Here is a 23,817-nt window from a genome sequence, read left to right on the forward strand (position 1 = left end):
CTGAGAAGGGCCCGGGAGACGATCACGTCTCCCGGGCCCTTCCTTCTTCCCGCCCCCGTACGGGTGTTCACCCGCGGGCATTATTTGGCCAAGGCCCGCGCATGCCCCGCCCCCGGTACGGGAATCGCTGGGGGCATGACAAGTGAGCCAGCGGCGCAGCAACCGCCGCCTTCGACCGACGAGGAACGTCTCGCTCAGCTCGGCTACACACAGGTCCTCGCTCGCAGGATGTCGGCGTTCTCCAACTACGCCGTCTCCTTCACGATCATCTCGGTGCTCTCCGGGTGCCTGACGATGTATCTGTTCGGGATGAACACCGGCGGCCCCGCCCTGATCACCTGGGGGTGGGTCGGGGTCGGGCTGATGACGCTGTTCGTCGGGCTCGCGATGGCGGAGATCTGCTCGGCGTACCCGACCTCCGCCGGCCTCTACTTCTGGGCGCACCGGCTCGCACCCGCGCGGACGGCCGCCGCGTGGGCGTGGTTCACGGGCTGGTTCAACGTCCTGGGACAGGTCGCGGTGACCGCAGGGATCGACTTCGGCGCCGCGTCCTTCCTCGGCGCGTATCTGAACCTCCAGTTCGACTTCGAGGTGACGCCGGGGCGGACGATCCTGCTGTTCGCGGCGATCCTCGTGCTGCACGGGCTCCTCAACACCTTCGGCGTGCGCATCGTCGGGCTGCTCAACAGCGTCAGCGTCTGGTGGCACGTCGTCGGCGTCGCCGTCATCGTCGGCGCCCTCGCCTTCGCGCCGGACAGCCACCAGTCCGCGTCGTTCGTCTTCACGAAGTTCGTCAACAACACCGGCTGGGGCAGCGGGTTCTACGTCGTCCTGATCGGACTGCTGATGGCCCAGTACACGTTCACCGGCTACGACGCCTCCGCGCACATGACCGAGGAGACCCACGACGCGTCCACCGCGGGGCCGAAGGGCATCGTGCGCTCCATCTGGACGTCGTGGATCGCCGGGTTCGTGCTGCTGCTCGGCTTCACCTTCGCCATCCAGTCGTACCGGGGCGCCCTCGGCTCGGCGACGGGTGCGCCGCCCGCGCAGATCCTGCTCGACGCTCTCGGGGCGACGGCCGGGAAGCTGCTGCTGCTCGTCGTCATCGGCGCGCAGCTCTTCTGCGGCATGGCCTCCGTCACGGCCAACAGCCGCATGATCTACGCCTTCTCGCGTGACGGGGCGCTGCCGTACTCGCACGTCTGGCACACCGTCAGCCCGCGCACCCGCACCCCTGTGGCCGCGGTGTGGCTCGCCGCGCTCGGCGCCCTCGTGCTCGGACTGCCGTACCTCATCAACGTCACGGCGTACGCGGCCGTGACCTCGATCGCCGTCATCGGCCTCTACATCGCGTACGTCGTGCCGACCCTGCTGAGGCTGCGCAAGGGCGACGCCTTCGAGCGCGGGCCCTGGCACCTGGGCAGGTGGTCGCGGCCGATCGGGATCGTGGCCGTGGTGTGGGTCGCCGTCATCACGGTCCTGTTCATGCTGCCGCAGGTCGCGCCGGTCACGTGGGAGACGTTCAACTACGCCCCGATCGCGGTCCTCGTGGTCCTCGGTTTCGCGGGTGTGTGGTGGCTGGTGTCGGCCCGGCACTGGTTCCTCAACCCGGAGCACGCGCGGACCGTCGCCCGTGAGGCGGGGCGTGTGGGAGCGCCGGAACCGGTCGATCCGTGAGCGGTCGGCGCGCCGTCCGGCCGCCCGTGTGACCTCCGACAGGCCGTGGAGGCCGATACCCGATCGGCCTCCCGGTCCCGGCGGGCTATGCTCGGGGATGCGTCGGCGCGGTCCGGCGTGTGGACCCTTAGCTCAATTGGCAGAGCAGTGGACTTTTAATCCATTGGTTGTGGGTTCGAGTCCCACAGGGTCTACGAGTGTGGGGGAGGGGTTACCCCCTCTGACCTGCTAGGCAGCGTCCGGGTCGGCTTCGGCTGGCTCGGGCGCTGTTTCGTTTGCAGGTCCGTGCGTGAGCGATGCGTGAGCGGATGGCGCGGCACAGGGCCGGACGGATGGCTCCGGAGCGGCAGGCTTCGGCACACGGGCGCGGGGGATCAGGCCCGCCGCCTTCTCTGCGATCTCCCGGTCGAGTTCAGGCAGCAGGCTCGTGTACGTGTCCGAGGTCAGCGTGATGGTGGAGTGCCGCAAGGTCGCCTTCACCGTGTGGATGTCGCCGCCTCCGCCGTGCGTGAGCGTCGCGGCTACGTGCCGCAGGTCCCGGAGGGTGATGGGCGGCAGGTCGGTCGCGGCGAGGATGCGGCGGAAGGTCGCGGAGAGCGTCTCGGGGTGCAGCCAGGAGCCGTCTTCCTGAGTGAAGACCTTGCCGGTGTTCTGCCAGGCCGGGCCCCACTTCTCGCGTTCCTTGTCCTGGCGGGCCTTGTGCTCGCGCAGCACGAGGATGTTCATGCTGTCGAGCGCGATGGTGTCGGCGCTGCCGTCGGTCTTGGGCTCCGACTCATACGTGTCCCAGCCGTCGACCACGATCTCCTTGGCGGGTGTGATCTGCCCGCTGGTGAGGTCGACGTCGTGCCAGTCCTGGCCGACCGTCTCGCCGCGACGGAGGCCGCGCGTGCCCATGAGGTGGAAAGCGGGGTAGAGGCGGTCATCCTCGGCCGCGTCGAGGAACTCGCCGAACTGGGCGGGCTTCCACACCATCACCGGGCCGGGGATCTCGCCGGTCTGGCGCCAGCGGCGTACGCGCTCGTCGGTCCAGAGGAGAGGCTTGGGGCGCTTGCCCGAGGCCAGCTCGACGTGGGACGCCGGGTTGAAAGTGATGAGCTGCTGCGAGATCGCGGAGTTGAGCGCGGCGCGCAGGGTGCGGCGGATGGCCTGCCAGGTGCTGGGGCCGTTCTGCTTCCGAAACGGCTCCATCTCCGCGAGCTTGGCGCGTTCGGCGGCGAGGTGTGCACGTTCGGAGGCGATGGGGCGGCCAGGCTTGGTGGGCTTGGTGCGGGCGATCTGCGCGTGGCGAGCCGCGTTCTCGGCCGTGATCACCTCGTTCTCGTCCGCGATGGCGTCGAACATCTCGACCAGGTGGCCGACGTTGAGGCGGTCGAGGCGTATCTGGCCGATGCGGGGCTTGAGGTGGACGCGTATGTGGGAGGCGTAGCCGTTGAGGGTCGTACGGCGGCTCTTCTTCGAGGCGAACCACAGGTCCAGCCACTCGCCGACGAGCATGCTGCCGCGCAGGTCGATGCCGGCCTTCAGACGGCGCCGGGTCTCCTCGATGTCGGGGAGCGGTGCCTTGTCGGTGGTGAGTTCTTCCAGGAGGGTCGTGATCCGCTCGATGCTGTCCGGGTCGTCGCTGTCGGCGAGGCCGATGAGCGCGCGGACGCGGTCGAGGTCGTTCTGGGCGGCCTTGAGGGTCTCGTAGCCGGCGCGGCTGAAAGAGCGGCGGGTGCCGTCCTCGCGGGGTGGGAGTTCCTGGCGGACCGAGTACGAGCCGTGCTTGCGGTTGGTGAGTTTGGGGCACTTGCTGCCGAGCGGCTTGCCGGTCTCGGGCGTGCGGCAGTAGCAGCGGCGGTGGGTGGATCCCTTCAAGGGCTCTTCTCCTCAGCGGGGTTCGGGTCGATGTCGTCGAGCTGGGGCGGGAGGTCGGGAGGGGTGCCGCCTTCAGCGCGGATCAAGTCGCGGTGCTCACGGAGGGCGCGCTTGGCCTTGGCTGCCTGATCGGTGTAGCGGGCCAACGCGCGCTCGGCGGCTCCCCGTTGGATGTGGTTGGCGGCGGTCTTGACCTTCCAGCGTTCGTACTCCTCGCTCTCCACGGCGGCGAGGGCTGAGCGGAGTTCAAGGTCGTGGGCGAGGAAGTGATCCAGCATCGAGTCCTCGGATCCGAAGTCCGGGGACTGACCGGTGAACCACTGCAATACGTCCCAGGTCGAGCGGGGGTCTTCGTAGGGGAGCGGTCGGACCTCGGGGACGTAGCCGACGGGGTAGATGAGGCTGATGGGGGTCACGCGCAGGGCTCTGGCGAGCACCATGACCTCGACCAGGGGCAGGGTGGCGCGGCGGCCGGACTCCATGTTGGCGATCACGTTCCGTGGGATCGGGTAGCCGATCTCCTCACACTTGTCGGCGAGGTCCTGAGCGCTCCATCGCAGCTCCTTCCGCCGTCTGCGGACCGCGCCGGCCACTGTGGCCATGACGTGGTCCTCCCATTCGAGGACGTCGTCGCCGTCCCTCTCCTTCCCGGTTCCATGGTCAGAACGGTTTTGTGTCATGTAGACACATTAGCTCGACCATCCTGGTTTTTGGATGCCTGGAGACGGACGCGGTCGACGTGTTCGCCGAGGGCTCAGTCGTGGATGGAGTGCGTGTGCGCGAGAACGAAGCCGTTGGGTGGGCGGACGGCATGAGCCGGGATGAGTTGCTTGCCCTTCCGGTCTCCGTTGACCTGGAGACGGGCAACCGGGCGTTGGGGCTTGGGAGGAGCAAGGGGTACGAGCTGGCCAAGCGTGGTGAGTATCCCTGCAAGGTGCTGAGGCTCGGTAATGCCTACCGGGTCGTGACGGCCGATCTGTTGCAGTTGCTGGGGTTGGCTGCGTGAAGGGCCGTGTGCGGCGACAGCGCTTCTGCGCTGAGCTGACACAGAAGCGCTGGACTTCGCCGGGGTGTGGTCATACCGTTCCTGGTCCCTCGCGGTGGCCGTGCGTCCGCGAGAAAGGGGAGAGCCCCCGGCGGTGCGACGCCGGAGGCCCGATGGCTCCCCTGTGGCCCGAAGCGAACCGACCCGGCGGCAAGGGCGTGCGAGCCCGCCACCGCCAGACAAGGAGCTGCCCAGTGCAACCCCCGAATCCCGAGTCCTATTCCGCCTCTGAGGAGACGCCTGAAGAGCCGATTGCGCCGACGTGCGGTGCCGAGGTGCTGGATGAACTACGAGCGCAGATAGCCAAGTTCGTGGTGATGCCGAGCGAGGAGGCGCTCACCGCGGTGACGCTGTGGATCGCGGCGACGCACCTCCAGCGCGCCTGGCAGCACGCGCCCCGCCTGGCGATCGTCGGACCGGCCAAGCGGTGCGGTAAGTCGCGGCTCCTGGACGTGGTGACCGAGACGGTGCACAACCCGCTGATCACCGTGAATGCGAGCCCGGCCGCGATCTTCCGCTCGATCACCGACGAGGATCCGCCCACCCTCATGGTCGACGAGGCCGACACCCTCTTCAGCACCATCAAGGCGGCGGAGAAGAACGAGGAGCTGCGTGGCCTTCTCAACGCCGGGCATCAGCGCAACCGGCCCACGCTGCGGGTCTCCGGGCCCGACCACACGGTCAAGAAGTTCCCCACGTTCGCGATGGCGGCGCTCGCCGGGATCGGCGACCTGCCCGACACCATCCAGGACCGGGCGGTCGTGATCCGGATGCGCCGCCGCGGACCGGGCGAGACGGTCGCTTCCTTCCGCACGATCCGCGACACCCCCTCCCTGCACGAGGTGCGCGATCGGCTCGCCGCCTGGTTGCGGCCTCTGCTCGCCGAGGCCGCGGCGGCCGAGCCCGCGATGCCGGTGGAAGACCGCGCCGCCGACACCTGGGAACCCCTGGTCGCCATCGCAGACCTGGCCGGCGGAGACTGGCCCGCGCTCGCCCGCGCCGCCTGCCGCACCATGACCGCCTACGAGGCCGGGCAGGACGAGGAGGGCGGACTGCGCACCCGCATCCTCATCGACATCCGCCGCGCCTTCGCCGCCGAGAACGACCCGCCCGTCCTGCGCACCAGTCGCCTGCTCCAGCTCCTTCGGGAGGACAAGGAGGCGCCGTGGGCCGAGTACGGCACGGGCGGTCTGACTCCGCGCGGCCTGCAGCTCCTGCTGAAGGACTACGGCATCGGCTCCTCCAACCGGCGTTTCGGTGACGGCACCCAGGCCAAGGGCTTCGCGCGGAACCAGTTCCTCGACGCCTGGGCCCGCTACTGCCCCGAGGGCACTGCTGCCGCTCAACCCGAGCCTGAGGAGACGGCAGTTGCCGAGCCGCTCCCCGGCACCGCAGCCTGACCCGACTCGACCCGTCGCACTCGTCCCCGCCCAGGTCAGCGGCGGGACGAGTGCGGGACCCGCAACGAGTCGACCCGACATCACCGCGCCACCCGTACCTGCCCTGACCAGGCATGCAACGAGTGGTACGAGTCCCCGCACCTCGCGGCCGCAGCGCCCTGCCTCGCTGCCCGCTCGTAGGTGCTTTCTACCCACCGGAGATCGTCACGTGCCTCCGCGCACCTTCACCGCACCCAAAACCGGCGCCATCCGCTTCGGCATCGTCGTGCTCGGCGCCATCGGCTTCGTCCTGTCCTACGACGCCCTGCGGCAGATGGCCGTTGCCGCCCACATCCGCGCCCTGTTCACCTTCGGCTTCCCTCTCGTGATCGACGGGTTCATCGGCATCGGCATCGGCACCCTGCTGCTTCTACGGTCCGCGTCGACGCTCGCTCGCGTGTACGTGTGGGTGCTCGTCGGCCTCGCCACCGTCATCAGCATCTGGGCCAACGCGCTCCACGCCGTTCGCCTCAACCAGCAGAGCCACGACAGCGGTCTGCACCTCGGCGACTGGACCGTGGGCATCCTGTCCGCCCTCCCGCCGCTCGCGCTGGCCGGCGCGGTGCACCTCTACCAGATCGTTCAGCGTGAACCCGAGCCGACGACCGAACAGGAGGACACCGACTCCGGCGACGGCGCCACCTTGGACGTGCAGCCGCCCACTCCCCTCAAGGTGGCGGATGCCCCGGCGGATGTGGCGTTGGAAGGCGCCGACGTGGCGGATTCCTCCGCCTCTTCGCCCGAGCCCTCAGAGGAAGAGCCGGAAGCCGTCGCTCCTGAGCTGCTCGCTGTCGCCCGCCGAGCGTCACGTGGACGTGGCGGCAAAGCCTCGCGCCGCCACATCGAGGACGCGATCCGCAGCACCGGTCGTCCGATTGGCAAGGATGAGGCTGAGCGCATCAAGGACGTGCTCCAGGCCGAACTCGACGAAGCCGCCGCAAGGGAGTCGAGTGAGGGCGCGCACACGGCTGTCGCCTCCTGACCTCCGGCTGCCAGCTCCCGCATCACTCGTCCCAGCGCAGGTCAGCGCGGGGACGAGTCCTCCTTCCGTGACGCGTCGACCCGACATCACGAACCCGCCCCACCCCATCTGAGTAGGTCTCTGTGCCCGAGTCGAACCATCAACTGTCTTCTATGCACGAGGCGATACCCACGCCCACAACAGCCACCACAGCGCCAGCAAGGTATCCCGCTGGACCGTCCACAGGCCGGCCCCACGGGGAAGCCTCCGCCCCGGGGGTGGCGGAGCCACTCGGGCGCCAGGGGGCGCCCGAGGAGGAACAGCCCACCGACACCGACACCACTGCTGCTGTGCCGCTGCCGCGCGCCGTCGAAGCAGCTGCCCTGCACCGCATCGCTCGCCGCCGCAAACCCGACCCCAACGGCCAGCGCAAGAAGCGGGTCGATGCCCGCTACAGCGTCGAGGAGAAGGCTGCCATCCTCGCTAAGGCCAAGTCGCTGAACGTCAGCAGCGCCCACTACGTCGCCGTCGTCACTCTGGCCCACGTCCACGGCGACCTCACCGTGCCCGGCCAACGCACCCAGCTGGACGACTACATCGACGAACTCAATGCCCTGCGCCGGCAGGTCACCTTCATCGGCCACAACGTCAACCAGATCGCCAAGAAACTCAACTCCGGTGGCCATCCACACCCTGAGGACAGCACCCTGCTGGCCCAGACCGACCAGACCCTGCACGCCGTCGGTTCGGCTGTGAGCCACATCGCGGCAGCCGCGAACCAGGCCGTCAGCCACAAGGCGGCTCGATGATCGCAAAGATCAGCGGTGGCCAGGACACCGCCAACTTGATCCGCTACCTCTACGACACGAAGAAGGCCAAGGACCACACAGACCCGCACCTGGTCGCCTCCTGGGATGGCTTCGCTCCCGACCCCGGCCGCGCCGATGGCTTCGACGCCGCCAAGAGGCGCCTCGTCGCCGATCTCGACCTGCACGTCAAGCAGGCTGAGCGGCTCGGCCGCGCCCCCGAGAAGCACGTGTGGCACTGCTCGATCCGCGCCGCCGAGACCGACCGCATCCTGAGCGACGAGGAGTGGGGTGACATCGCCCGCCGCGTCGTCGCCGCCACCGGCATCGCCCCTGGCGGCGATCCCGACGGCTGCCGCTGGGTCGCCGTACGGCACGCGCCCGACCACATCCACATCGCCGCCACCAAAGTCCGCGCCGACCTGCGCACCGCACGCCACTGGAACGACTATCTCACCGCTGACCGCGAACTCGCCGCCATCGAGAAGGAGTACGGCCTGCGCCAGGTCGTACGTGGAGATCGCACCGCCGCCAAGCGACCCACCCGGGCCGAACAGGAGAAGGCCAAGCGCGCCGGCCACGACCGCACCGCCCGTGAACGGCTGCGCACTACGGTGCGGGTCGCCGTGGCCGCTGCCACCAGCACCGACGAGTTCGTCCGTCTGCTGGAGCACACCGACGGCATCCTCGTCGAGGTTAAGCACTTCCCCTCCGGGGACGTGCGCGGCTACACCGTCGCCCTCCAAGGCGACACCAACAGCAAGCAGGAACCGATCTGGTACTCAGGCTCCGAACTCTCCCCGGACCTGTCCTTCCCCAAGATCCGAAAGCGCCTCGACGCCGCCGAACAGCAGCAAGGCCTCCGCAGGGCCAACCCGTGGCACCAGGCCACCGCCGCCGCGGAACGCATTCCCCACCGCCTTGAGCACGGCGACGACACAGCCGCTCAAGCCCACCTGGCCGCCTTCGGCGAGGCCCTCGACGCCCTGCCCCTTCTCGCGCCCCAGGCCGTTCGGCCCCGACTCCGTCAGGCTGCGGAGCTTTTCGAGCGCGCCACCCGATCCCGCATCCAGGCCGAGCACCAGCACGCCCGGGCCCTACGTGGCGCCGTGCGAGCCATGGTCCGCGAGCCCGACCCCAAGGACGGCGCCCTACTGGTGATGTTCCTCGACGCCGCGATCCTCGTCGTCATCGCCGCCGCCCGCTGGCACCAGCTCCGACATCACGACCAACAGGTGGTGGCAGCCCACCAGACCCTGGTCCATCTGCAGGCTGCCTATGAACAGGCGGCCGTCGCACCGCTGACTGTGCTCGCCCAGCGCAGGCCACCCCAACAGGTGGTGGAGCGGCACATCCTCCTCATCCGGCAGACAGTGTTTGATCACGCGGAACAGGTGCTGGAGGATCCGGCCTTCGACGCACTCGCTGCCGTGCTGGCGGACGCCGAGAAGGCCGGGCACGACCCGAAGCAGCTCCTGCAGCAGGCCGCCGACCAACGTGCGCTCGATGATGCCCGCCGACCCGCGCGGGTCCTGACTTGGCGTGTCGAACGGCTCAGCACAAGGTCGGTGCCCAGCGCCCGCGCACGTGCGGCACAGGCGCAGAGCGCGGCACGCCGTCCGAACACACCGGTGCCATCACCACTCACTGCTCCGGCCACTCCGCCACAGCGGCCGCAGGCGCGGCGACGCTGACACTCCCGCCGTGAGCCGCACCTGGGCTCGGCGCTATGCGGCTTCGACTCCCGGTGCGGTGCCGGGCGCGCCTGTCGCGACTTGGGACAACCCATCTACCCACAAGGTGGCTTGGGACAGGTGCCCGACCTGTAGCCCGACGTGCGGGTCGGGCTGGATGAGGAGGGTCGCCATGCCACGGGCGGTGCGTTCGGCGGCCCATGCGTGGTCGAGGCCGGTGAAGTCGTCATCGATCCAGATCGCGGGTGCATCGCCCAGCCACGTGTCGACGTAATCCCGCTTCCACAGGTAGCCGTTCGGATGGCTGGTGGTGATCTGCGGGCGCGGGAGGTCGACGTACGGCAGAGGCGGGAGGCCGAGGAGCGGGCCGATCAGAGTGGTGGCGTCCCGGCGCCAGCTGGTGCACCAGACCGGGCTGACCATTCCGTTTCGGAACACGCCCATGAGCAGGCGACCGTGGTCGGGATTGAGCCAGACTGCAACGGAGTCGTCGGCGCTTCGGCCGGCGGGGGCCACGTCGTGCCTGATGTGAGTGGCCGGAGTGGTCCCGTCGTCGTTCGGGAACGGTATGAGGACACCGTCTATGTCGAGGAGCAGGTAGGGCTGGCGCATCGAATCCTCCAGGAGAGCTGGAGCGGGGTTCAGAGCTTGCGGGCGGTGATGAGCAAGGTGGTGGGCCAGCGGCCGTGGCGGGCGTCGTGGAACTCCTGAGCTGAGGTGAGCCAGAAGCCCGCACGGTCGAGGTGTGTCTCCCAGCGACTGGCGTCGAAGTCCCATCGAGCAACGGGGAGTCGGGTGTGGTCCGGCAGCATTACGTGATCACGGCGTGGTCGATCGTCCGCTGAAGGACGGCGGCCTCCCCGCTCGGGGTGAGGCACCGAGAAAGCCAGGATCCGGCCGGGCTTCACGTGCTGGACTATCGCCGGGAGCAGGAGTTCGGGTGCTATCAGGCCGATGGCTCCGAAGACCGAGTAGATGGCGTCGAACTGCTCGCCGCTGGCTTGCAGGTAGTGCAGAGCGTGGCCGGCTACGAAGGTGAGGTTACTGAGACGTCCGTAATGGGAGCGCGCTCGCCGGACTTGAAGGCCGACGAGGTCGAGGCCGGTGACGTGCGCTCCGTGCCGGGTGGCGAGGTGGGCGGCGTTGTGGCCGGGTCCGCAGCCGAGTTCGAGCAGCCTCCTCCCTGCCAGGTCAGGGCCGAGTATCTCGGCACCCGGACCGCTGCCGGGCCTGGTGGTCCATTCCAAACGGGCCGGCACGGGAAGTGCTTCGGCAGGGCGAGCGGTGCGCTGGAGCGCATGTGCGTGCCACGGGGACACCTGAGCGAGCGGCATCTAGACCTCCAGGAGCCGGAGGGCATCGGTGAGGTGGCGGCGGACGGCCTTGGTGTACGCGGGGTCGGTGGCCGGGTTGTTGATCCAGCGGATGGCCTGCTCCATGAACCACTCGACGGCCCACATGCGGTGCCAGCCCAGCGCCCACTTCTCAGCGGGGAGACCACCGCGCTCGGCGAGGGCGTCGGGAGTGCCGCCTTCGGTGACGTAGGTGTCCAAGAAGGCACGCAGGCGTACGGGATCAGGCTCCTCGAGGGTGCCGTGCCAGCTGGCGAGGTCGAGCAGGCCGGGGCCGGTGAAGGCGCGGGCGAAGTCGAGCAGCCGCCAACCGCGCTCGCTGATGTGGAGGCTGGTGGGGTGGAACTCGGAATGCACCCAGCCGAAGGGAGCGATCGTTGCTCCGGCCGAGCGGGCCTCGGCGTCCCGAATGATCCGGTCGAGCGCCTCCTCGACGTCGTCTGTGTCCTGCCACCGGTCAGCCTTGCGCAGCCGTTCGAGATGCTCCAGCGCCCGGTCCGGCAGCGTGCGCAGCCGCTCCTGGTCAAGGACGGGCAAGGGCGGAGCCGTACGGGTGCCGTGCAGGACCACGGCCGCGGCCACGCCGTCGAGGTCGTCTGCCTCGCGGGCGGACGGTCCGAGGTCCTCCATGAGCATGCCGAGCCAGCCGTCCAGGACGGCGGAGGCGTGGACCTGGGGGACGGGTACGCCGAGGGTGTGGGCCAGGCGGAGGGCCTGGTCCTCGCAGTCGAACGGCTTCTTGGCGTACTTGAAGATGGCCGTGGATCCATCGGGGAAGACCACGCGCTCGACGCCAGACATCGACCACACGCGCACCTCCTCCCGTACGGCGGTGGTCTGGCCGGTCGCGGTGAGCAGGTTGTCGAGGAGTTCGACGCTGGGGTTCGCGGTCACGTGAGCGCTCCGGGGGATGGTGGCGTCCGGGGCGGGCGGGAGATGCCGACCCGCCCCGGAGCCTGATCGGGTGGGTTACGCGGCGGGGTTCACGCGGTGGGCGTAGACCTGCTCGGTCCAGCCCGCCTTGAACGCAGCGAGGTCGTCACGGAAGTTCGCCATCGAGGCACCGTAGGGCGCGACCACGCCGCCGGACTGGTCCGGCACGGACTGGCAGCCGTGCACGAGCCGGCCACCGAGCGCGGCGTGGGCCTTGATGGACTCGATGCGGCGGTGCTCGTTGAACCAGCCGCCGTGGTAGACCTCGTCGAGCATCCCGCCCATCTCATCGTCCAGGTCGAAAACGACGGAGGTGGCGGCGGGGAAGAACCAGCACGGGCCGACGTTGGAGATGTGCCCGTCCAGCTCGATCTTGTTGAGCGCCATGAGCGTGGCCGCCTCACGCAGCATCCGCAGGTGCTCGGCGGTGATCTGCGGCAGGCCGAGCGAGGCGAGGTGCTCCTCGCGGAACAGGTAGGCGTACACCTCGTACGCGACGGCCAGCACACGGGCCGCGTCGGAGGTGGACTCGCCGTGCTGCTTGATGAAGTCGAGCGCGAGCTGCTCGACGGCGCTCTCAGTCGTCTCGTCCACCTCCAGGAGCTGGGACTTAACCAGCTCCCAGTCGGCGACGAGCCAGCTGTTGGACTCGAAGCGGAAGAAATACTCCGCCGGGTCGATGGTGATACGCCGGACCTCGACCTGGATGCCGGGCAGGCGGCTCCAGCGCTCGTCGAAAGCCTCGGGGAGTTCGACCGTGATGGCCGTACGGGTTGCGATATCGGTGGTGGTCACCGGCGTCTCCGTCTCTGTTCGGCCGGGCCCGGGCACAGGTATGCCCGAACCCAAAGCGGGTGTACGGAACTTAGGAGCCGGCCGGCCAAGTGGGGAGCCTGGAATCACGGTCAGACCTGGAACCGTTCCGGGCGGCTGATGATTAGTGAACCCGCCATCACGCACAGTGGGTACGGTGAAGGGCAGTTGAAGCGGTATACGCGGTTTACAGCCCCAGACACGGAGGCGATCGTGGCAGCGCAGAGAGCCCCCAACTCCCGCCTGCGCGAGGTCATCGACGCCATCGGCTGCACGTACGAGGCCCTGGCGAAGGACGTGCGGCGCATCGCCGCCGAGAACGGGGAGATCACCCAGACCAACAAGTCGGCCATCTCCCACTGGGTGAACGGCACCCGCCAGCCCAGTGGCCGGACTGGCCGGTACCTCGCCGAGGCCCTGACCCGCCGAGCAGGCCGCATCGTCACCCTGGCCGAGATCGGCTTGGACACATCTGACAGCAACGAGGAGGACGAGGGCGACCCGGTTCTGGCGGTGACCGATCTGGGCCGAGCGGACGTCGAGCGCCAACGCTTCCTCGCGGTTGCCACCTTCACCACCGCGGGCGTCGCCATGCCGCTCGCCTACGACCACCAGGCCATCGCCCGCATGCTCCGTGCCCGCACCGGCACCACGCTGGTCGGTGCGGAGGACGTGGACGTCGTACGGCAGATCACCGCCGCATTCAGCGCGGCCGACGAACGCCTCGGCGGCGGCCACGGCCTAACCACCGTCACCGCCTACCTCGCCGACACCGCCGCCCCTATGCTCCGCGGGCGCTTCACCACCGAGCCGTTGCGCCAGGCAGCGTTCGGCGCCGTCGCCGAACTTGCCTACCTGGCAGGCTGGAAGCACCACGACCTCGGTCAGGAAGGCGCCGCACAGCGCTACTACCGCGTGGGCTACCAGCTCGCCTGCGAGGCCGACCCGCACGGCCACGCCGCCTGGATGATGCGCGCACTCGCCCACCAGGCGCTCAGCCTCAAGCAACCCCACCACTGCGTCGACCTCGCCGAAGCAGCTCTCGGTCAGGGCACCGGTCACATCGACGGCCAGACCGAGGCTCTGCTCCACATCACGCACGCCCGCGCCTACGCGGCCACCAACGAGAGGCCCGCTGCCGCACGCGCCCTGCTCGCCGCCGAAAACGCTCTCCTGAGGGACGACGGCCCTCAGCCCAGCTACTCCCGCGTCAGCGGCCCGGCCGCCGGCACTGTGGCCAGCCACACCGCCCGCACCCTGACCGACCTCGCCGACCACGTCGGCACCGAGCAACAGCACCGCGACGCCCTGGTCCGCTGGGATCCGGTGAAATACAGGCGCGTCCATGCCCTGACCTACGCCGACCTGGGAGACAGCCTCGCCGCCCAGGCCCGCGCCGACGAGGCTGTCGCCGCCTGGTCGCAAGCCCTGACGCTCATGGAGGGCATGACCTCCGACCGAACCCGCAAGGCGGTCACGTCATTGTGGTCCACCCTCGCGGTCTACCAACGCCGCAAGGTACCCGGGGCTACCGAACTCGCCCGCCGTGCACGCGAAGCACTCGCCTAACATGCCCAGCAACCGGCCGATGAAGGGACGCACCGTGGCTCAACCGACCACCGACGACCAGCCCAAAGCCCTCAAGCCCGCGCTCGAATCCATGACCCTGCTGGTCGCCGGCGTCATCGTCCACGACCAGGCCACCAACCGTGTCGTGCTCCTCCAGCGCAGCGAGAGCGCGAAGTTCGCCCAGGGGATGTGGGACCTGCCCGTCGGCAAGAGCGAACCTGGCGAGCCGATCACCGAGACCGCGGTGCGCGAGCTGTACGAGGAGACCGGCCTGACGGTGAAGGCCGAGTCCCTGAAGGTCGCCCACATCATCCATGGAGCGTGGGGAGTTGAAGCCCCCAATGGCTTCCTTACCGTGGTCTTCGTTGCCCATGAGTGGACCGGCGAGCCCGAGAACCGCGAGCCGCGCAAGCACGCTCAGGTCCGCTGGGTCGACGCCGCCGCCATCCCCGAGGAGTTCGTGGACACCACCGCGAGTGCCCTCAACCGCTACCTCAACGCAGGCCCGGAGGTCTCCCTCAATGGCTGGGGACAGTGACGCCCGGAGGGCAGCGCTCATTTCCGGGCGGGGAACGCAGGCAGCAGCATTCACCGGATCATTGCCGGTGCCCCCGGAGGCCCTGGACAACCGCTCCGTGACGCTGCTGCCGTACCGCGCCCAGCCATCAGCAGTTCAGCGGACGACGGACAGGTGCGAACGGTCGGCTTTGCCAACGTGCCCTCGACCATCGCCATCCTGCGAAGTGACAACCAGCCCGAAGATGAGGTCATTTAGATCAGCAGGACGAAGGTGCAGCTCACGGGCAATATCAGTAAGTCGCGTTCCTTCGCTTCGCAGGGCCGTGAACACCTTGCCCAAGACTTGCGATGTCTCACGGGCCACGCCGCTGCGGGGCTCCGACTTGCGATAGCCGAGGCGACTGAGTTCCACGCAGTGAGTCCGGTACTGCCACTCGGTGGTCAGACCCAGTTCATGCAGCCGATGGGCGAGAGCCATTGCAGCGACCTTCCATCGGTGTTTGGCCTGGAGGATCCAGTTGGTGCTCGCACCGTGCGGAGCATGGGCGAGCACATCTGCTCGCGGCATGAGCAGCGCGGCTGCGAACCGATGAGCTTCCGCCTCGGCCTGCGGACCATGTGGCATTTGCTCTTCGCCATGGAGGACGAGGTGTCCAAGTTCGTGGGCCGCGTCGAAGCGCCCCCGCTCAGCGGTCTTCTCAGTGCTTAGCAGCACGAACGGAATGCCACGATCCCAGAAGGAAAACGCATCAACCTCAGGACAGTCTCGCGAGAGCGAGAAGACTCGCACTCCGTGTGCCTCCAGCAGGTGCACGACGTTCAGGACCGGTGCATTGCCCAGGCCCCAGCGGGCTCGCACCAGCATGGCGGCTTCCTCTGCTGCAACATCTGCGCCCGCCGCTTCTCCTGGGTGCGGAATCTGCTCTTCATCCGGTCCAAGTCGGCTGAAGGACGTGAGTGAGGGGATATCGGGGGCGGGAAGGCGGAAGTGTCCGCTGATCCAGTCCTGCAGGACCCGCGCCAGCCGCCCCGAACTGAGGGCAACGTCTCGTCGAGAAGCCGTCATCTTGCTCAAGGCACGGAAGCTCACCGAATCCACTGTCAGCTCGGCGACCTCCTCGGCACTGAAGAAGGACTGCGGGAACTCCAAGGCCGCTGCGATGGACGCCAGAGACTGCGGGCTGGGAGTGGCCCGTCCATTCTCGAAATCGGACAACCTGCGCGGAGTCAGACCAGCCATTTGAGCAAGGCGGGTAACGGTCAGCCCTCGGCGCTTGCGCGCCAAGGTCAGCCGGGATGCGGTGGTCATGGGAGGAGCCAAGTGGTGTGGTGGTGCTGGGTGGTCAGGACAGACGCTCGATCGGGATGTCGATACCACCCTGATCGTCGCCGACATCATCGACGAACGGAGTGAAGCCTTCGAAGTCGATCCAGGGGAGGATGATCCGCTCGTGCCAGCTGCTGATCTTGCCACGACTGCCCGGACCGTTCGGAAAGGAAAGCTCGGCGTGAAGCCGTGTTCCCTGGTCGGTCCTCGTATGGTGATAGAGCAGGAACCAGGTGGGAATCCCGTCGCCGACGTCCTGTTGTTCGGGATCCGGATCCCGCTCGCCGAAGAGCAGCAGTTGCCGGTTGGCCTCCACTCTCTTCATCACCGCGTTGCCCTTCGCATAGCGCGTGGAGGGGGTCAGCGCCGCGTATCCGGTCTCCGCACTGCCGCTAGAGGCTGTGATCGCGAAGGTGCCGGACGGCGCGACGAGGAGCGGAACGTTACTGGGGCTCGCGCTAGCCCACCCCTTCGGGATGTACGCCTCCCGCAAGAAGCGGACGGTGCGGCCCCAGAAGATGTTGCCGGGCAGCGAGACCGGGTCCAGCGGTGTGCAGAAGCTGCGCTCCGCTTCAGCTCGGCGCAGTGCGTTCTCGATCTCGTCGGACGACAGTCCCAGCTCAGCGAGCCGATCACGAACCGACGGGTTTTCCGCGTACACGACAGCCATGCCCAGCCTCTCGACTCACCAGCCCGACTTCCGGAAATCCTCCCTCAAATGAGGTTGGAAATCAAGAAACAGGGCTGGTCGATGCTCCGTGATGGGAGGCAACCGCAAGCGACCAGGTCGCGGAACATGTCGGTAGGGGGGCGCCTATACGCGTTGCCCCATCACGCGGGAGTCCGAGCAGACGCAGGGCATCGCGCCCTTGTCACTGGAGAACGACCGTGACGCCGAAGACTTTGAGGAGTCGAACGATTTCCTCGAAGTAGGCGAGGCCGTTCTCCGCCAGTGCTTGGAGATCGACATCGACGTCGTGCCCTTCAACCACACGATCCGCCTGGACCGGGTACGCGCCCACTGGGGCGACATGCTCCGCGTGGCCGGTTCGCTGACCCTTGGCGAGGTCCGCGGCCACGACCTGATCCGCATGCTCTCCCGGGACGGCAAACCGACAGGTCTGGGCGATGCGTTCGCCCACTACGGACGGATCTTCAAGACCCTGCACCTGCTCCAGTTCGTCTCCGACGGGGGCAACCGGCGAATGATCGGCGCCCAGCTCAACGTCACCGAGGCCCGCCACCGCCTCGCCCGGAAGACCTTCTTCGGACAGCGCGGCGAACTACGTCCGCACTACCGCGAAGGCATGGAGGACCAGCTCGGCGCCCTTGGCCTGGCCCTGAGTGCCTGTTTGGCTACCTCGGAAGGGCACGTCAGAGAGGGTGCCTGACGTGTGAGGCAGGAGTTGCAGTTTTAGGACGCGTCACAGTGACGGCAGTCACCGACGGTCAGTACACCCGCTTTGCGGATATGCCCGAGAGGTCGATGGTCACCGCCGGAACCGTCGGCGTCCGGACCAATTCAGCTACTAGCTGAGCCGCCCACGCCGCCTGGGCGACACCCTGACCAGTGGAATCCATAATTCCAACCCTCCCGCAAGCGAACCGTCAGACTCTCGACGAACTTTCACATCTGGAGTTTGATCTACCGGCCTGAAAAGGGATGTTGTGACTGTACGTTCAACCCTCCGTACCCGGCCGGGGGGTGGCCGGGGACCACAGGGAGGGGCATACGCGTGCAAGTAAGTTTCCGACGGAGCGCAAGAAGAACCTTCACCACCCTGGCCATGGCGGGGGCTTTGTTCGCTAGCTTCACACTGAGCGCCCAGGCAGCCGATTTCGACAACATGTTCAAGACCGACCGTACCGACTGGAGCTGCGCAGACGACAGTTACTTCTGCCGGACCGACAACGGCTACCTCACCTTCGCCATCGAGCCAGGCATGACAGATGCCGGAGACTCTGATGTCCGCGAAGTGCTGCGGGACGAGTACGGCCCCACCGATCTCGAACGGCACGAGCAAACAGGCAGCGAGGTCGAGTACAACGGCTCAACCGAGACGGACATCATCTACGACTGGGAGGACCCAAATCTCCCAGCTGGTGTTACCGGCAGCACCTGGTGCAACGACGCGGCAAGCGCCTACGAGTGCGACCAGCATTACATCAGCTTCGACAACATGGGCGGGGGCTCTGCGAACCCCTGGAAGGCCGTTGTTTGTCACGAGACCGGGCACGCCGTCGGCCTCACCCACGGGTACGAAAGTTCGCCGTTCCACTTCCAGGACGACCCCGCCCTGGGATGCATGCGTACGCACGCGATGACCACGGACGAACAGCTCTCCTGGACGAACCTGGGGTCTCACAACGTCGGCCAGATCAACGGAACCTACACCAAACCATGACCGGAACAGTGTCAGGTGAACAGATCCCGCTGAGCGGCCGTATAAGAGGAAGGCCGCACCAGACCACTCCGGAGGGGACATCTCTCATGCTCCGTAAGCACCCTGAACAGGGCACTGCGGGCCGGTCCTGGCTGCCCGCAACTCGTCGCGGGCGTTTGACCACCCTGGCTATCGCTGCGGCGGTCGTGGCCGGCGGCACGATAGCCGGAGCTGCCGCCAGCCGCGGCGACGCGAAGCCACGCGTGGTCGCAGCCCAGTTTTCCGAGCTGTACCCAACCCTCACAGCTTCTGACTGGGTCACCCATGGCGACCATGCGGTCGTGGTCGAGGTGATGCCCGGAAGTGAACGCAGGGGCGCGATACCCGAGGATAAAAAGGACAATGGTGAAGGCTTTATCCCGCGAACCGCGACGATGAAAGTCGACGAGGTCTTGTGGTCCAAGTCGGGCGCGGAGGCCGCACCGCAGACCTACGAGGCAGATCTCCTGGGCTGGTGGTGGGAAGGCGACAGTGAGCGGGAGTTCGCCTGGAAGGGCGAGCCCCGCTACGAGGAGGGGCACAAATACATCTCCCTGCTGGTAAAGGGCGACGACGGCAAGTGGAAAGCCACTCTGCACGCGATGCCCTACGACGACCAGACGGTCGGCGCCGGTGAGGTGGCGGGGACGGTCGGCACTGCCAGTGCCTCAAGAGCGACCGAAGCCGCCAGCGAAACGGGCGAGCCGGAGGGGCTGGAGACGGAGGCATACGGCAAGGACGCGGACACCGTTAAGCGAATCCTGAACACGGCCACGCCCATGAACTAGCTCTACAGATAGATGTGGCATTCTCTTGTATGGCCTGGATACGTTGGCAATCCAGGCCATACTTGTTCTCAGAACCTCGTGAGTGTGAGATCCCGGCTCGTTGATGTTCTGTGGGCGTGGGCGGGCATGTTTTTGCGCGGTGGGTTGAAGCTCAGGGGAATGATGGCCGGGGCCCGAGGTGGAGTGAGGGCCGGCGGGTCAGGTCTTCTTCGACCAGCTGGTGTGAGGGCCTTTGCGAGTGATGCGTCGGGTCATCAGGGTGATGAGTGACCAGGTCAGATGTGCTTCTGAGTGCTGCGGGAGACGCTCGTAGTCTCGGACGTTGCGGCGGGCTTTCATCATCCAGCCCAGGGTTCGTTCGACTTTCCAGCGGCGGTGAACGAGTTGAAGCAGTTCAGGGCTGTGGCCACGCGTTACGACTCAACCGGGGCGGCGACCGCCAGGCCAATTCAGCGCCTTACACCATCGCCATCGCCCGCTTGTGCTGGGACACCCGCACCCGTACTTATGTGGAACGACGAGTCGCCGAGGGCAGGACACGACGCGAAGCCATCCGATGCCTCAAACGCTACGTGGCCCGCGAGATCTACCAAGCCCTCCTCACACCCAGAAAGCATTCCCCGGTACAAGTCCCCGCCGGTTGACATCCATAGGGGCATCGAACTGTCCGACCCGGAAGACCACGACGTCCAGGCTAGTCACGGCAGGCGCTCTGCAGTGAGGAACGTGGCGTAGCCGATCACGGAGTTCGGGGCGACGTTGAGCTTGCCCGGGTCATCCAGAATCTGCTCCTCGTCGGCGAGGAGTTTTCCGGTATTCGGATCAAAGATGAGCGTGCGCTTGCTGGGCAGGCCACCTGACCGGTCCGAGAGGGCGAATGCCTCCCCCGTGCGGCCAGCCCGGTCTTTGACTGTGCCCATGTAGTGCACTGAGTTGACCTCTGCGAGGACACGCAGCAGCGCGGCGCGCTGGGCCGGCGAGAAGACGTGATCCTGGACCCGCTCAGACACAACCTCGTACAAGAGACCCGGCCCGAGGTCAGCTTGGCCGTTGGCCAGCCACTTCTTCATCCCGTCCACGGTGGTGGGAGGTTCGGTGGCTGCGTGCTGGGCATCCGGTTCACTGGAATCCTGGGACCGGATCGATTTGGCGCCGACAGATCCCGCGTTCTCCCACACCTTGCGCTGCGCTTCGTTCTGGAACACCGGCGGGAGTGTCCGCGTCTTCCAGCGGGCCGAGCCGTCATGGTTCTGCCATGTTTCACGGTGCTCGGGGACGACAGCAGAGGTGACGTTCGTACCATTGATGCGGGTCGAAAGAGACCACGAGTTCCAGACGAAATGCTCGGTCTTCCACGCGGCCGGACGGTCATCGGGCAGCTTTTCCACACGGGAGGCAATGCCCTGCAAGACCTTCGCGGCGGCAGGACTACCAGGGTGATAGGCCAACGGCCGTGGGGTCGCAGCGAGAGCAGGTTGTGTCGCCGCTCCGAAGGGATCGACAACGGTGTACACCACGGCTGCAGCCGTAGCTGTCGCCAACGCCATAGCCGGCCACCACCTACGCGGTCGTTGACGCATCACGGGCGCGCCAATGCGTGGCGTGGCGAGCAAGGTCTCCAGCCTTCCAGCGTCAGCCGGAGCTCCGTCCTCTACCGGGTTGAGCCGTTGCAACGTTCGGTCGATGTCACGCATCTACTCCTCCAAGAATTGACGATGTCCGCTGTGACGAGTTGGAGGCTGTGCGGTTGAGGTGCTCCCGAAGCCGTTTGCGAGCACGATGAAGCCGCACATGGAACGTCGCACTTGTACAGCCGATCACGGCAGCCGCCTGACGGGCCGACAACTCCTCCCACAGTGCGAGACGAAGGACCTCCCTGTCGCTCTCGCTGAGGGCGTCGAATGCCATGGCAACCGCCTGCATCCCAACGACATCTTCAGCCGGATCGGACGAGATGCTCTGTCGCTCCCGCGCCGCAGTCTCCGCCAACGCCTGGCGTCGCTGTTCAGCACGACGCGTGTTCGCAAGGATCTTGCGCGCGGTGGCGTACAGCCAGGGAAGTGCGGCGTCGCGCGGCAGCTCATCCAGCCGACGCCAGGCGGTGAGGAAGACTTCGGCGACCACGTCATCGCTGTCCTCGGTGGCGCTCAGACGTCGCCGTACGTACGCGTCCACGGCCGGATGGTGCGTGCGGTAGAGCACGGTGAAGTCTTGCTCATGTCGTGTGTCCACATCCCCTCCAGCTGTGTATGTGTCGAGCAATCCCCGGTCCTTACAGGCGCCGTGAAGGAAACTTTGAGATGCGCCCCAAGCGCTGCGCTGGATGAGTCCGCGGCCCACAGCCGCTCAGCGCTAAGGCTTGAAGTCCTGCTCGTCCCGCAGTCGGGCAGCTTGGTTGCGCAGCGCAGCGACCGAGGTGGCTGTCTCCTCGCGCAGACGGGCGACTTCTTGCCTCAAAGCGGCGAGGGCCTCGGACGTCTGCTCTTCCAGTCGGTCCGCGACAGATTCGAGCAATGCGGCCAACGGCGTCTCCACTACCTCAGCGTCGACTTCCCGCTCACCTTCATGCATATTTCCACACTTCCTTTCCATCGCAAATGCACACGCACCCGCATTAGCGGTGCAGAACAATATGAGCGGGGCGAGAGCCGGCAACTCTCGCCCCGCTCCACATCAGCTACTGGGTTCAGGAAGTCCAGAAGCAGTCTGCAGTGTTGTCCAGCCCGGAAGACAGTGCGGAACTGTCTGTGTGGTTCGCTTCGTTCCAACCGTTGTTGGAGTACTGGTTGCAGGAGCCATCATTCCCGCTCTCCGTGCGGCCCCTGACGTAGATCGTCTTTCCGCCCTTGTTGGACCAGGAGGACGTCCGGTTCACGAAGTCGTACGCGGAGAAGTACATGTAGCTGGTGTGCGCGGCGTTCCACGCGAGCCGTCTACCCGCATAGCTCTTGTACTGGTAGAAGCAGTACCAGTCGTTACCGATGGCTTCGGTCGGGCAGTCGGGGCCCGCCTCCACCGTCCCTCCCGGCTCGGCCTCGTCCGCCGGGACATCCTCGGGTGCCGGGGTCCCAGGAAGCTCTTCTGAGGCCTCTGCGACTGCCGCCGCGGTTTTAGCCGTCGGTACCCCCGCGAACTCGGCTTCGAGCTTCACTGCCGCAGGGCTGGCGGGCGGTGCGTACGTCTCGCCAGGCAGAGGGAACGCCATCACGGCCTCGCCGTTGTTCCAGGCGATCTCGTATCTACTGATCTGGACACCCCCTTCCGTGGCGGCCAAAACCTTGTCGATCTGCTGCTGCAGAGCGTCAGGAGCGTCTGCGGCACTGACGTTGGTGGACAGCCCCAGCATGAACAGCACTGCGGACGCGGCAGCTCCCGCTACGCGAATCCCGCGCGATGCCATATATCCCCCCAGGGGTTTCGGTGGTTACTTGTGTAACCGGGCGGCGGACATTGCCATAGAGATATGCACCCCTCCAAGAAGAAGTTGCAATGTACACGACATCGACATTATTGGAATTCATGACTCCGTTTCTTTGACCTAATTGATCGGCGCCCGAAGCGGGTCATTGCGCCTATCAGTGGGCGAACCAAGCTAATCGGGTGGGCGCCTCGACGTCGAAGAAGTGCCCGCGAGGTGAAACGGCCCCGCGATCTGCTCCGCAAATCGTCTCTACTGCAAATAGCACTCGCGGTGAAAGCCCGAGGTTAACCGCGATCGTTCTGGGGCCTCGTCGGTTCGTTGACGGGGCTCTGAATTTGTGGAGTGACGGTTTTCCGGCGGTGGGGCAAGGGTGAGGGCCCGGTTGTCGCGTCGGATGGGCGCCGGGTTCCACTCTCCGGGGGTGGTGCGGTTGTTGGGACGGTCGAAGTAGCTGGTCAGCCGGGGTTCGGCCGGGCCTGGAGCCGATCGATTGGCTGGGTGTTGGTGTCGCTCCAGGGCCATCGGGCGAAGCGGAGCCAGCGACGGCGGCCGGTGTTCACGAGCCTGGCGGCAGCGGAGAGCAGGTGGAGCCGGAGTCGTTTGGGTTCCCAGCGGCGGGTGTCACCGGTGAGCGCGAGCATCGGCATCCCGGCAGGTCGAGCGCGATGGAGACGATCTCGAGCCAGATCCAGTTCTGGGCGGTGTCGGGGGGGCATGTTGCGCAGGCCGGTGTCGCGGGCGTTTCGGATCCGGTCCTGGCAGCAGGCCCGCCCTCGGTGACGCAGTTCAAGGTCGGCGAGCCGGCCGCCCTTGGTGTTGGTGGCGAAGTAGGTCATCCTCAGTCCGACGTCGGTGAGGGGCAACTGGGCCCCGGGGTGGGGTCGTTCCTTGTGCACGATCAGTCGCATCCCCTTGGGCCAGTCCCGGTCAGACCACCCCAGCGTTCCTAATCTGTAGTAGACGCAGGCGTGGGCACCGCTGCCGTCTCCTGTTGTACGGGTTGCACCACGCATCGGATCCCGATGGTTGCGTGAGCGACGCGTGAGCGGACGTGTCCCCACGGCTCGGTACGGACCGGACTGTGCATCCAGAGCCACTTGCTCTGACCTGGTATTTCCGGACAACGGGGCGGTCCCCGTGATCACCCACCACAAGATCACGGGGACTTTTAATCCATTGGTTGTGGG

23 protein-coding genes, 1 tRNA gene and 2 pseudogenes are annotated in these 23,817 nt (G+C 67.0%); 12 read left to right on the forward strand and 14 right to left on the reverse strand.

Annotated elements, in window-relative coordinates; genetic code table 11:
* The first annotated feature begins 135 nt into the window (after positions 1-135).
* Together ACFC96_RS17440 and ACFC96_RS17445 are read left to right on the forward strand one after the other, a co-directional pair.
* Positions 136-1,680 carry an amino acid permease gene (locus ACFC96_RS17440; protein ID WP_376612988.1) on the forward strand — a complete coding sequence of 515 codons (1,545 nt, stop codon included), beginning with the start codon at positions 136-138 and terminating at the stop codon, positions 1,678-1,680.
* 121 nt (positions 1,681-1,801) lie between these two features.
* Positions 1,802-1,874: transfer RNA gene (locus tag ACFC96_RS17445), tRNA-Lys, on the forward strand.
* A 34-nt stretch (positions 1,875-1,908) separates the two neighbouring features.
* Here ACFC96_RS17445 and xerC read toward each other — a convergent pair.
* On the reverse strand, positions 1,909-3,540 hold the full coding sequence (gene xerC / locus ACFC96_RS17450) for a tyrosine recombinase XerC (RefSeq protein ID WP_376229216.1): 1,632 nt from the start codon (positions 3,538-3,540) through the stop codon (positions 1,909-1,911).
* Complete coding sequence (locus ACFC96_RS17455) at positions 3,537-4,220, reverse strand: helix-turn-helix domain-containing protein (RefSeq protein WP_376229217.1); 684 nt, start codon at positions 4,218-4,220, stop codon at positions 3,537-3,539. The genes xerC and ACFC96_RS17455 overlap by 4 nt, the downstream gene beginning before the upstream one ends.
* Before the next feature lie 131 nt (positions 4,221-4,351).
* Here ACFC96_RS17455 and ACFC96_RS17460 point away from each other — a divergent pair, with 131 nt between their 5' ends.
* The 5 genes from ACFC96_RS17460 (at position 4,352) to ACFC96_RS17480 (ending at position 9,485) form a co-directional block, all read left to right on the forward strand.
* Positions 4,352-4,546 (forward strand): hypothetical protein, encoded by a 195-nt coding sequence (locus ACFC96_RS17460; protein ID WP_376229248.1) that lies wholly within the window; start codon positions 4,352-4,354, stop codon positions 4,544-4,546.
* Positions 4,547-4,698: 152 nt separating this feature from the next.
* A complete protein-coding gene (locus tag ACFC96_RS17465) occupies positions 4,699-5,985 on the forward strand; it encodes a DUF3631 domain-containing protein (protein WP_376229219.1) in 1,287 nt (428 codons plus the stop codon).
* 208 nt (positions 5,986-6,193) lie between these two features.
* Positions 6,194-7,006, forward strand: coding sequence for a DUF2637 domain-containing protein (locus ACFC96_RS17470; RefSeq protein WP_376229221.1), 813 nt, complete (start codon positions 6,194-6,196; stop codon positions 7,004-7,006).
* Positions 7,007-7,263: 257 nt separating this feature from the next.
* Positions 7,264-7,794: a plasmid mobilization relaxosome protein MobC gene (locus tag ACFC96_RS17475; protein ID WP_376229222.1), complete on the forward strand. Its 531-nt coding sequence runs from the start codon at positions 7,264-7,266 to the stop codon at positions 7,792-7,794.
* Positions 7,791-9,485, forward strand: a complete 1,695-nt coding sequence (locus ACFC96_RS17480) for a relaxase/mobilization nuclease domain-containing protein (protein ID WP_376229223.1) — start codon at positions 7,791-7,793, stop codon at positions 9,483-9,485. The genes ACFC96_RS17475 and ACFC96_RS17480 overlap by 4 nt, the downstream gene beginning before the upstream one ends.
* Positions 9,486-9,518: 33 nt before the next feature.
* Here the strand turns inward: ACFC96_RS17480 and ACFC96_RS17485 are convergent, their stop codons facing one another.
* The 4 genes from ACFC96_RS17485 to ACFC96_RS17500 form a co-directional block, all read right to left on the reverse strand.
* Positions 9,519-10,097, reverse strand: coding sequence for an HAD domain-containing protein (locus tag ACFC96_RS17485; RefSeq protein ID WP_376229225.1), 579 nt, complete (start codon positions 10,095-10,097; stop codon positions 9,519-9,521).
* A 29-nt stretch (positions 10,098-10,126) separates the two neighbouring features.
* Positions 10,127-10,819 carry a class I SAM-dependent methyltransferase gene (locus ACFC96_RS17490; RefSeq protein ID WP_376229227.1) on the reverse strand — a complete coding sequence of 231 codons (693 nt, stop codon included), beginning with the start codon at positions 10,817-10,819 and terminating at the stop codon, positions 10,127-10,129.
* Positions 10,820-11,731 (reverse strand): phosphotransferase family protein, encoded by a 912-nt coding sequence (locus tag ACFC96_RS17495; RefSeq protein ID WP_376229228.1) that lies wholly within the window; start codon positions 11,729-11,731, stop codon positions 10,820-10,822.
* 75 nt (positions 11,732-11,806) lie between these two features.
* Positions 11,807-12,565, reverse strand: coding sequence for a hypothetical protein (locus tag ACFC96_RS17500; RefSeq protein ID WP_376229230.1), 759 nt, complete (start codon positions 12,563-12,565; stop codon positions 11,807-11,809).
* Between the two features lie 231 nt (positions 12,566-12,796).
* Between ACFC96_RS17500 and ACFC96_RS17505 the strand changes: the two genes are divergently transcribed.
* Positions 12,797-14,152, forward strand: coding sequence for a helix-turn-helix domain-containing protein (locus ACFC96_RS17505; RefSeq protein ID WP_376229231.1), 1,356 nt, complete (start codon positions 12,797-12,799; stop codon positions 14,150-14,152).
* A gap of 1 nt (position 14,153) precedes the next feature.
* The gene (locus tag ACFC96_RS17510) at positions 14,154-14,690 is read left to right on the forward strand and encodes an NUDIX domain-containing protein (RefSeq protein ID WP_376229232.1); all 537 of its coding nucleotides are present in this window, start codon (positions 14,154-14,156) and stop codon (positions 14,688-14,690) included.
* Between the two features lie 135 nt (positions 14,691-14,825).
* On the opposite strand, the gene ACFC96_RS17515 is transcribed toward ACFC96_RS17510, so the two are convergent.
* Complete coding sequence (locus ACFC96_RS17515; RefSeq protein ID WP_376229233.1) at positions 14,826-15,980, reverse strand: helix-turn-helix domain-containing protein; 1,155 nt, start codon at positions 15,978-15,980, stop codon at positions 14,826-14,828.
* A 34-nt stretch (positions 15,981-16,014) separates the two neighbouring features.
* Entirely contained in the window at positions 16,015-16,668 is a 654-nt protein-coding gene (locus ACFC96_RS17520) for a hypothetical protein (RefSeq protein WP_376229234.1), read from the reverse strand.
* Between the two features lie 199 nt (positions 16,669-16,867).
* On the opposite strand from ACFC96_RS17520, the gene ACFC96_RS17525 reads away from it, so the two are divergent.
* The 3 genes from ACFC96_RS17525 (at position 16,868) to ACFC96_RS17535 (ending at position 19,209) form a co-directional block, all read left to right on the forward strand.
* On the forward strand, positions 16,868-17,389 hold the full coding sequence (locus ACFC96_RS17525) for a Tn3 family transposase (protein ID WP_376229235.1): 522 nt from the start codon (positions 16,868-16,870) through the stop codon (positions 17,387-17,389).
* A gap of 345 nt (positions 17,390-17,734) precedes the next feature.
* Entirely contained in the window at positions 17,735-18,403 is a 669-nt protein-coding gene (locus tag ACFC96_RS17530; RefSeq protein WP_376229237.1) for a hypothetical protein, read from the forward strand.
* 86 nt (positions 18,404-18,489) lie between these two features.
* Complete coding sequence (locus tag ACFC96_RS17535) at positions 18,490-19,209, forward strand: hypothetical protein (RefSeq protein WP_376229238.1); 720 nt, start codon at positions 18,490-18,492, stop codon at positions 19,207-19,209.
* A gap of 204 nt (positions 19,210-19,413) precedes the next feature.
* Here ACFC96_RS17535 and ACFC96_RS17540 read toward each other — a convergent pair.
* From ACFC96_RS17540 to ACFC96_RS17565, 6 genes and pseudogenes are all read right to left on the reverse strand, one after another.
* Positions 19,414-19,593: pseudogene (locus tag ACFC96_RS17540) on the reverse strand (IS5/IS1182 family transposase); the annotation flags it as partial.
* A gap of 314 nt (positions 19,594-19,907) precedes the next feature.
* Positions 19,908-20,903, reverse strand: coding sequence for a CU044_5270 family protein (locus ACFC96_RS17545; protein WP_376229239.1), 996 nt, complete (start codon positions 20,901-20,903; stop codon positions 19,908-19,910).
* Positions 20,896-21,441, reverse strand: coding sequence for an RNA polymerase sigma factor (locus tag ACFC96_RS17550; protein WP_376229240.1), 546 nt, complete (start codon positions 21,439-21,441; stop codon positions 20,896-20,898). Before ACFC96_RS17550 ends, ACFC96_RS17545 begins: the two co-directional genes overlap by 8 nt.
* 120 nt (positions 21,442-21,561) lie before the next feature.
* A complete protein-coding gene (locus tag ACFC96_RS17555; RefSeq protein WP_376229242.1) occupies positions 21,562-21,780 on the reverse strand; it encodes a hypothetical protein in 219 nt (72 codons plus the stop codon).
* 115 nt (positions 21,781-21,895) lie between these two features.
* The gene (locus ACFC96_RS17560; protein ID WP_376229249.1) at positions 21,896-22,555 is read right to left on the reverse strand and encodes a hypothetical protein; all 660 of its coding nucleotides are present in this window, start codon (positions 22,553-22,555) and stop codon (positions 21,896-21,898) included.
* A gap of 530 nt (positions 22,556-23,085) precedes the next feature.
* Positions 23,086-23,550, reverse strand: a pseudogene (locus tag ACFC96_RS17565) (transposase); the annotation flags it as partial.
* Positions 23,551-23,817: the final 267 nt, after the last annotated feature.

Origin of the sequence: Streptomyces sp. NPDC055955, from assembly GCF_042270245.1 — a bacterium.
Lineage (GTDB): Bacteria > Actinomycetota > Actinomycetes > Streptomycetales > Streptomycetaceae > Streptomyces.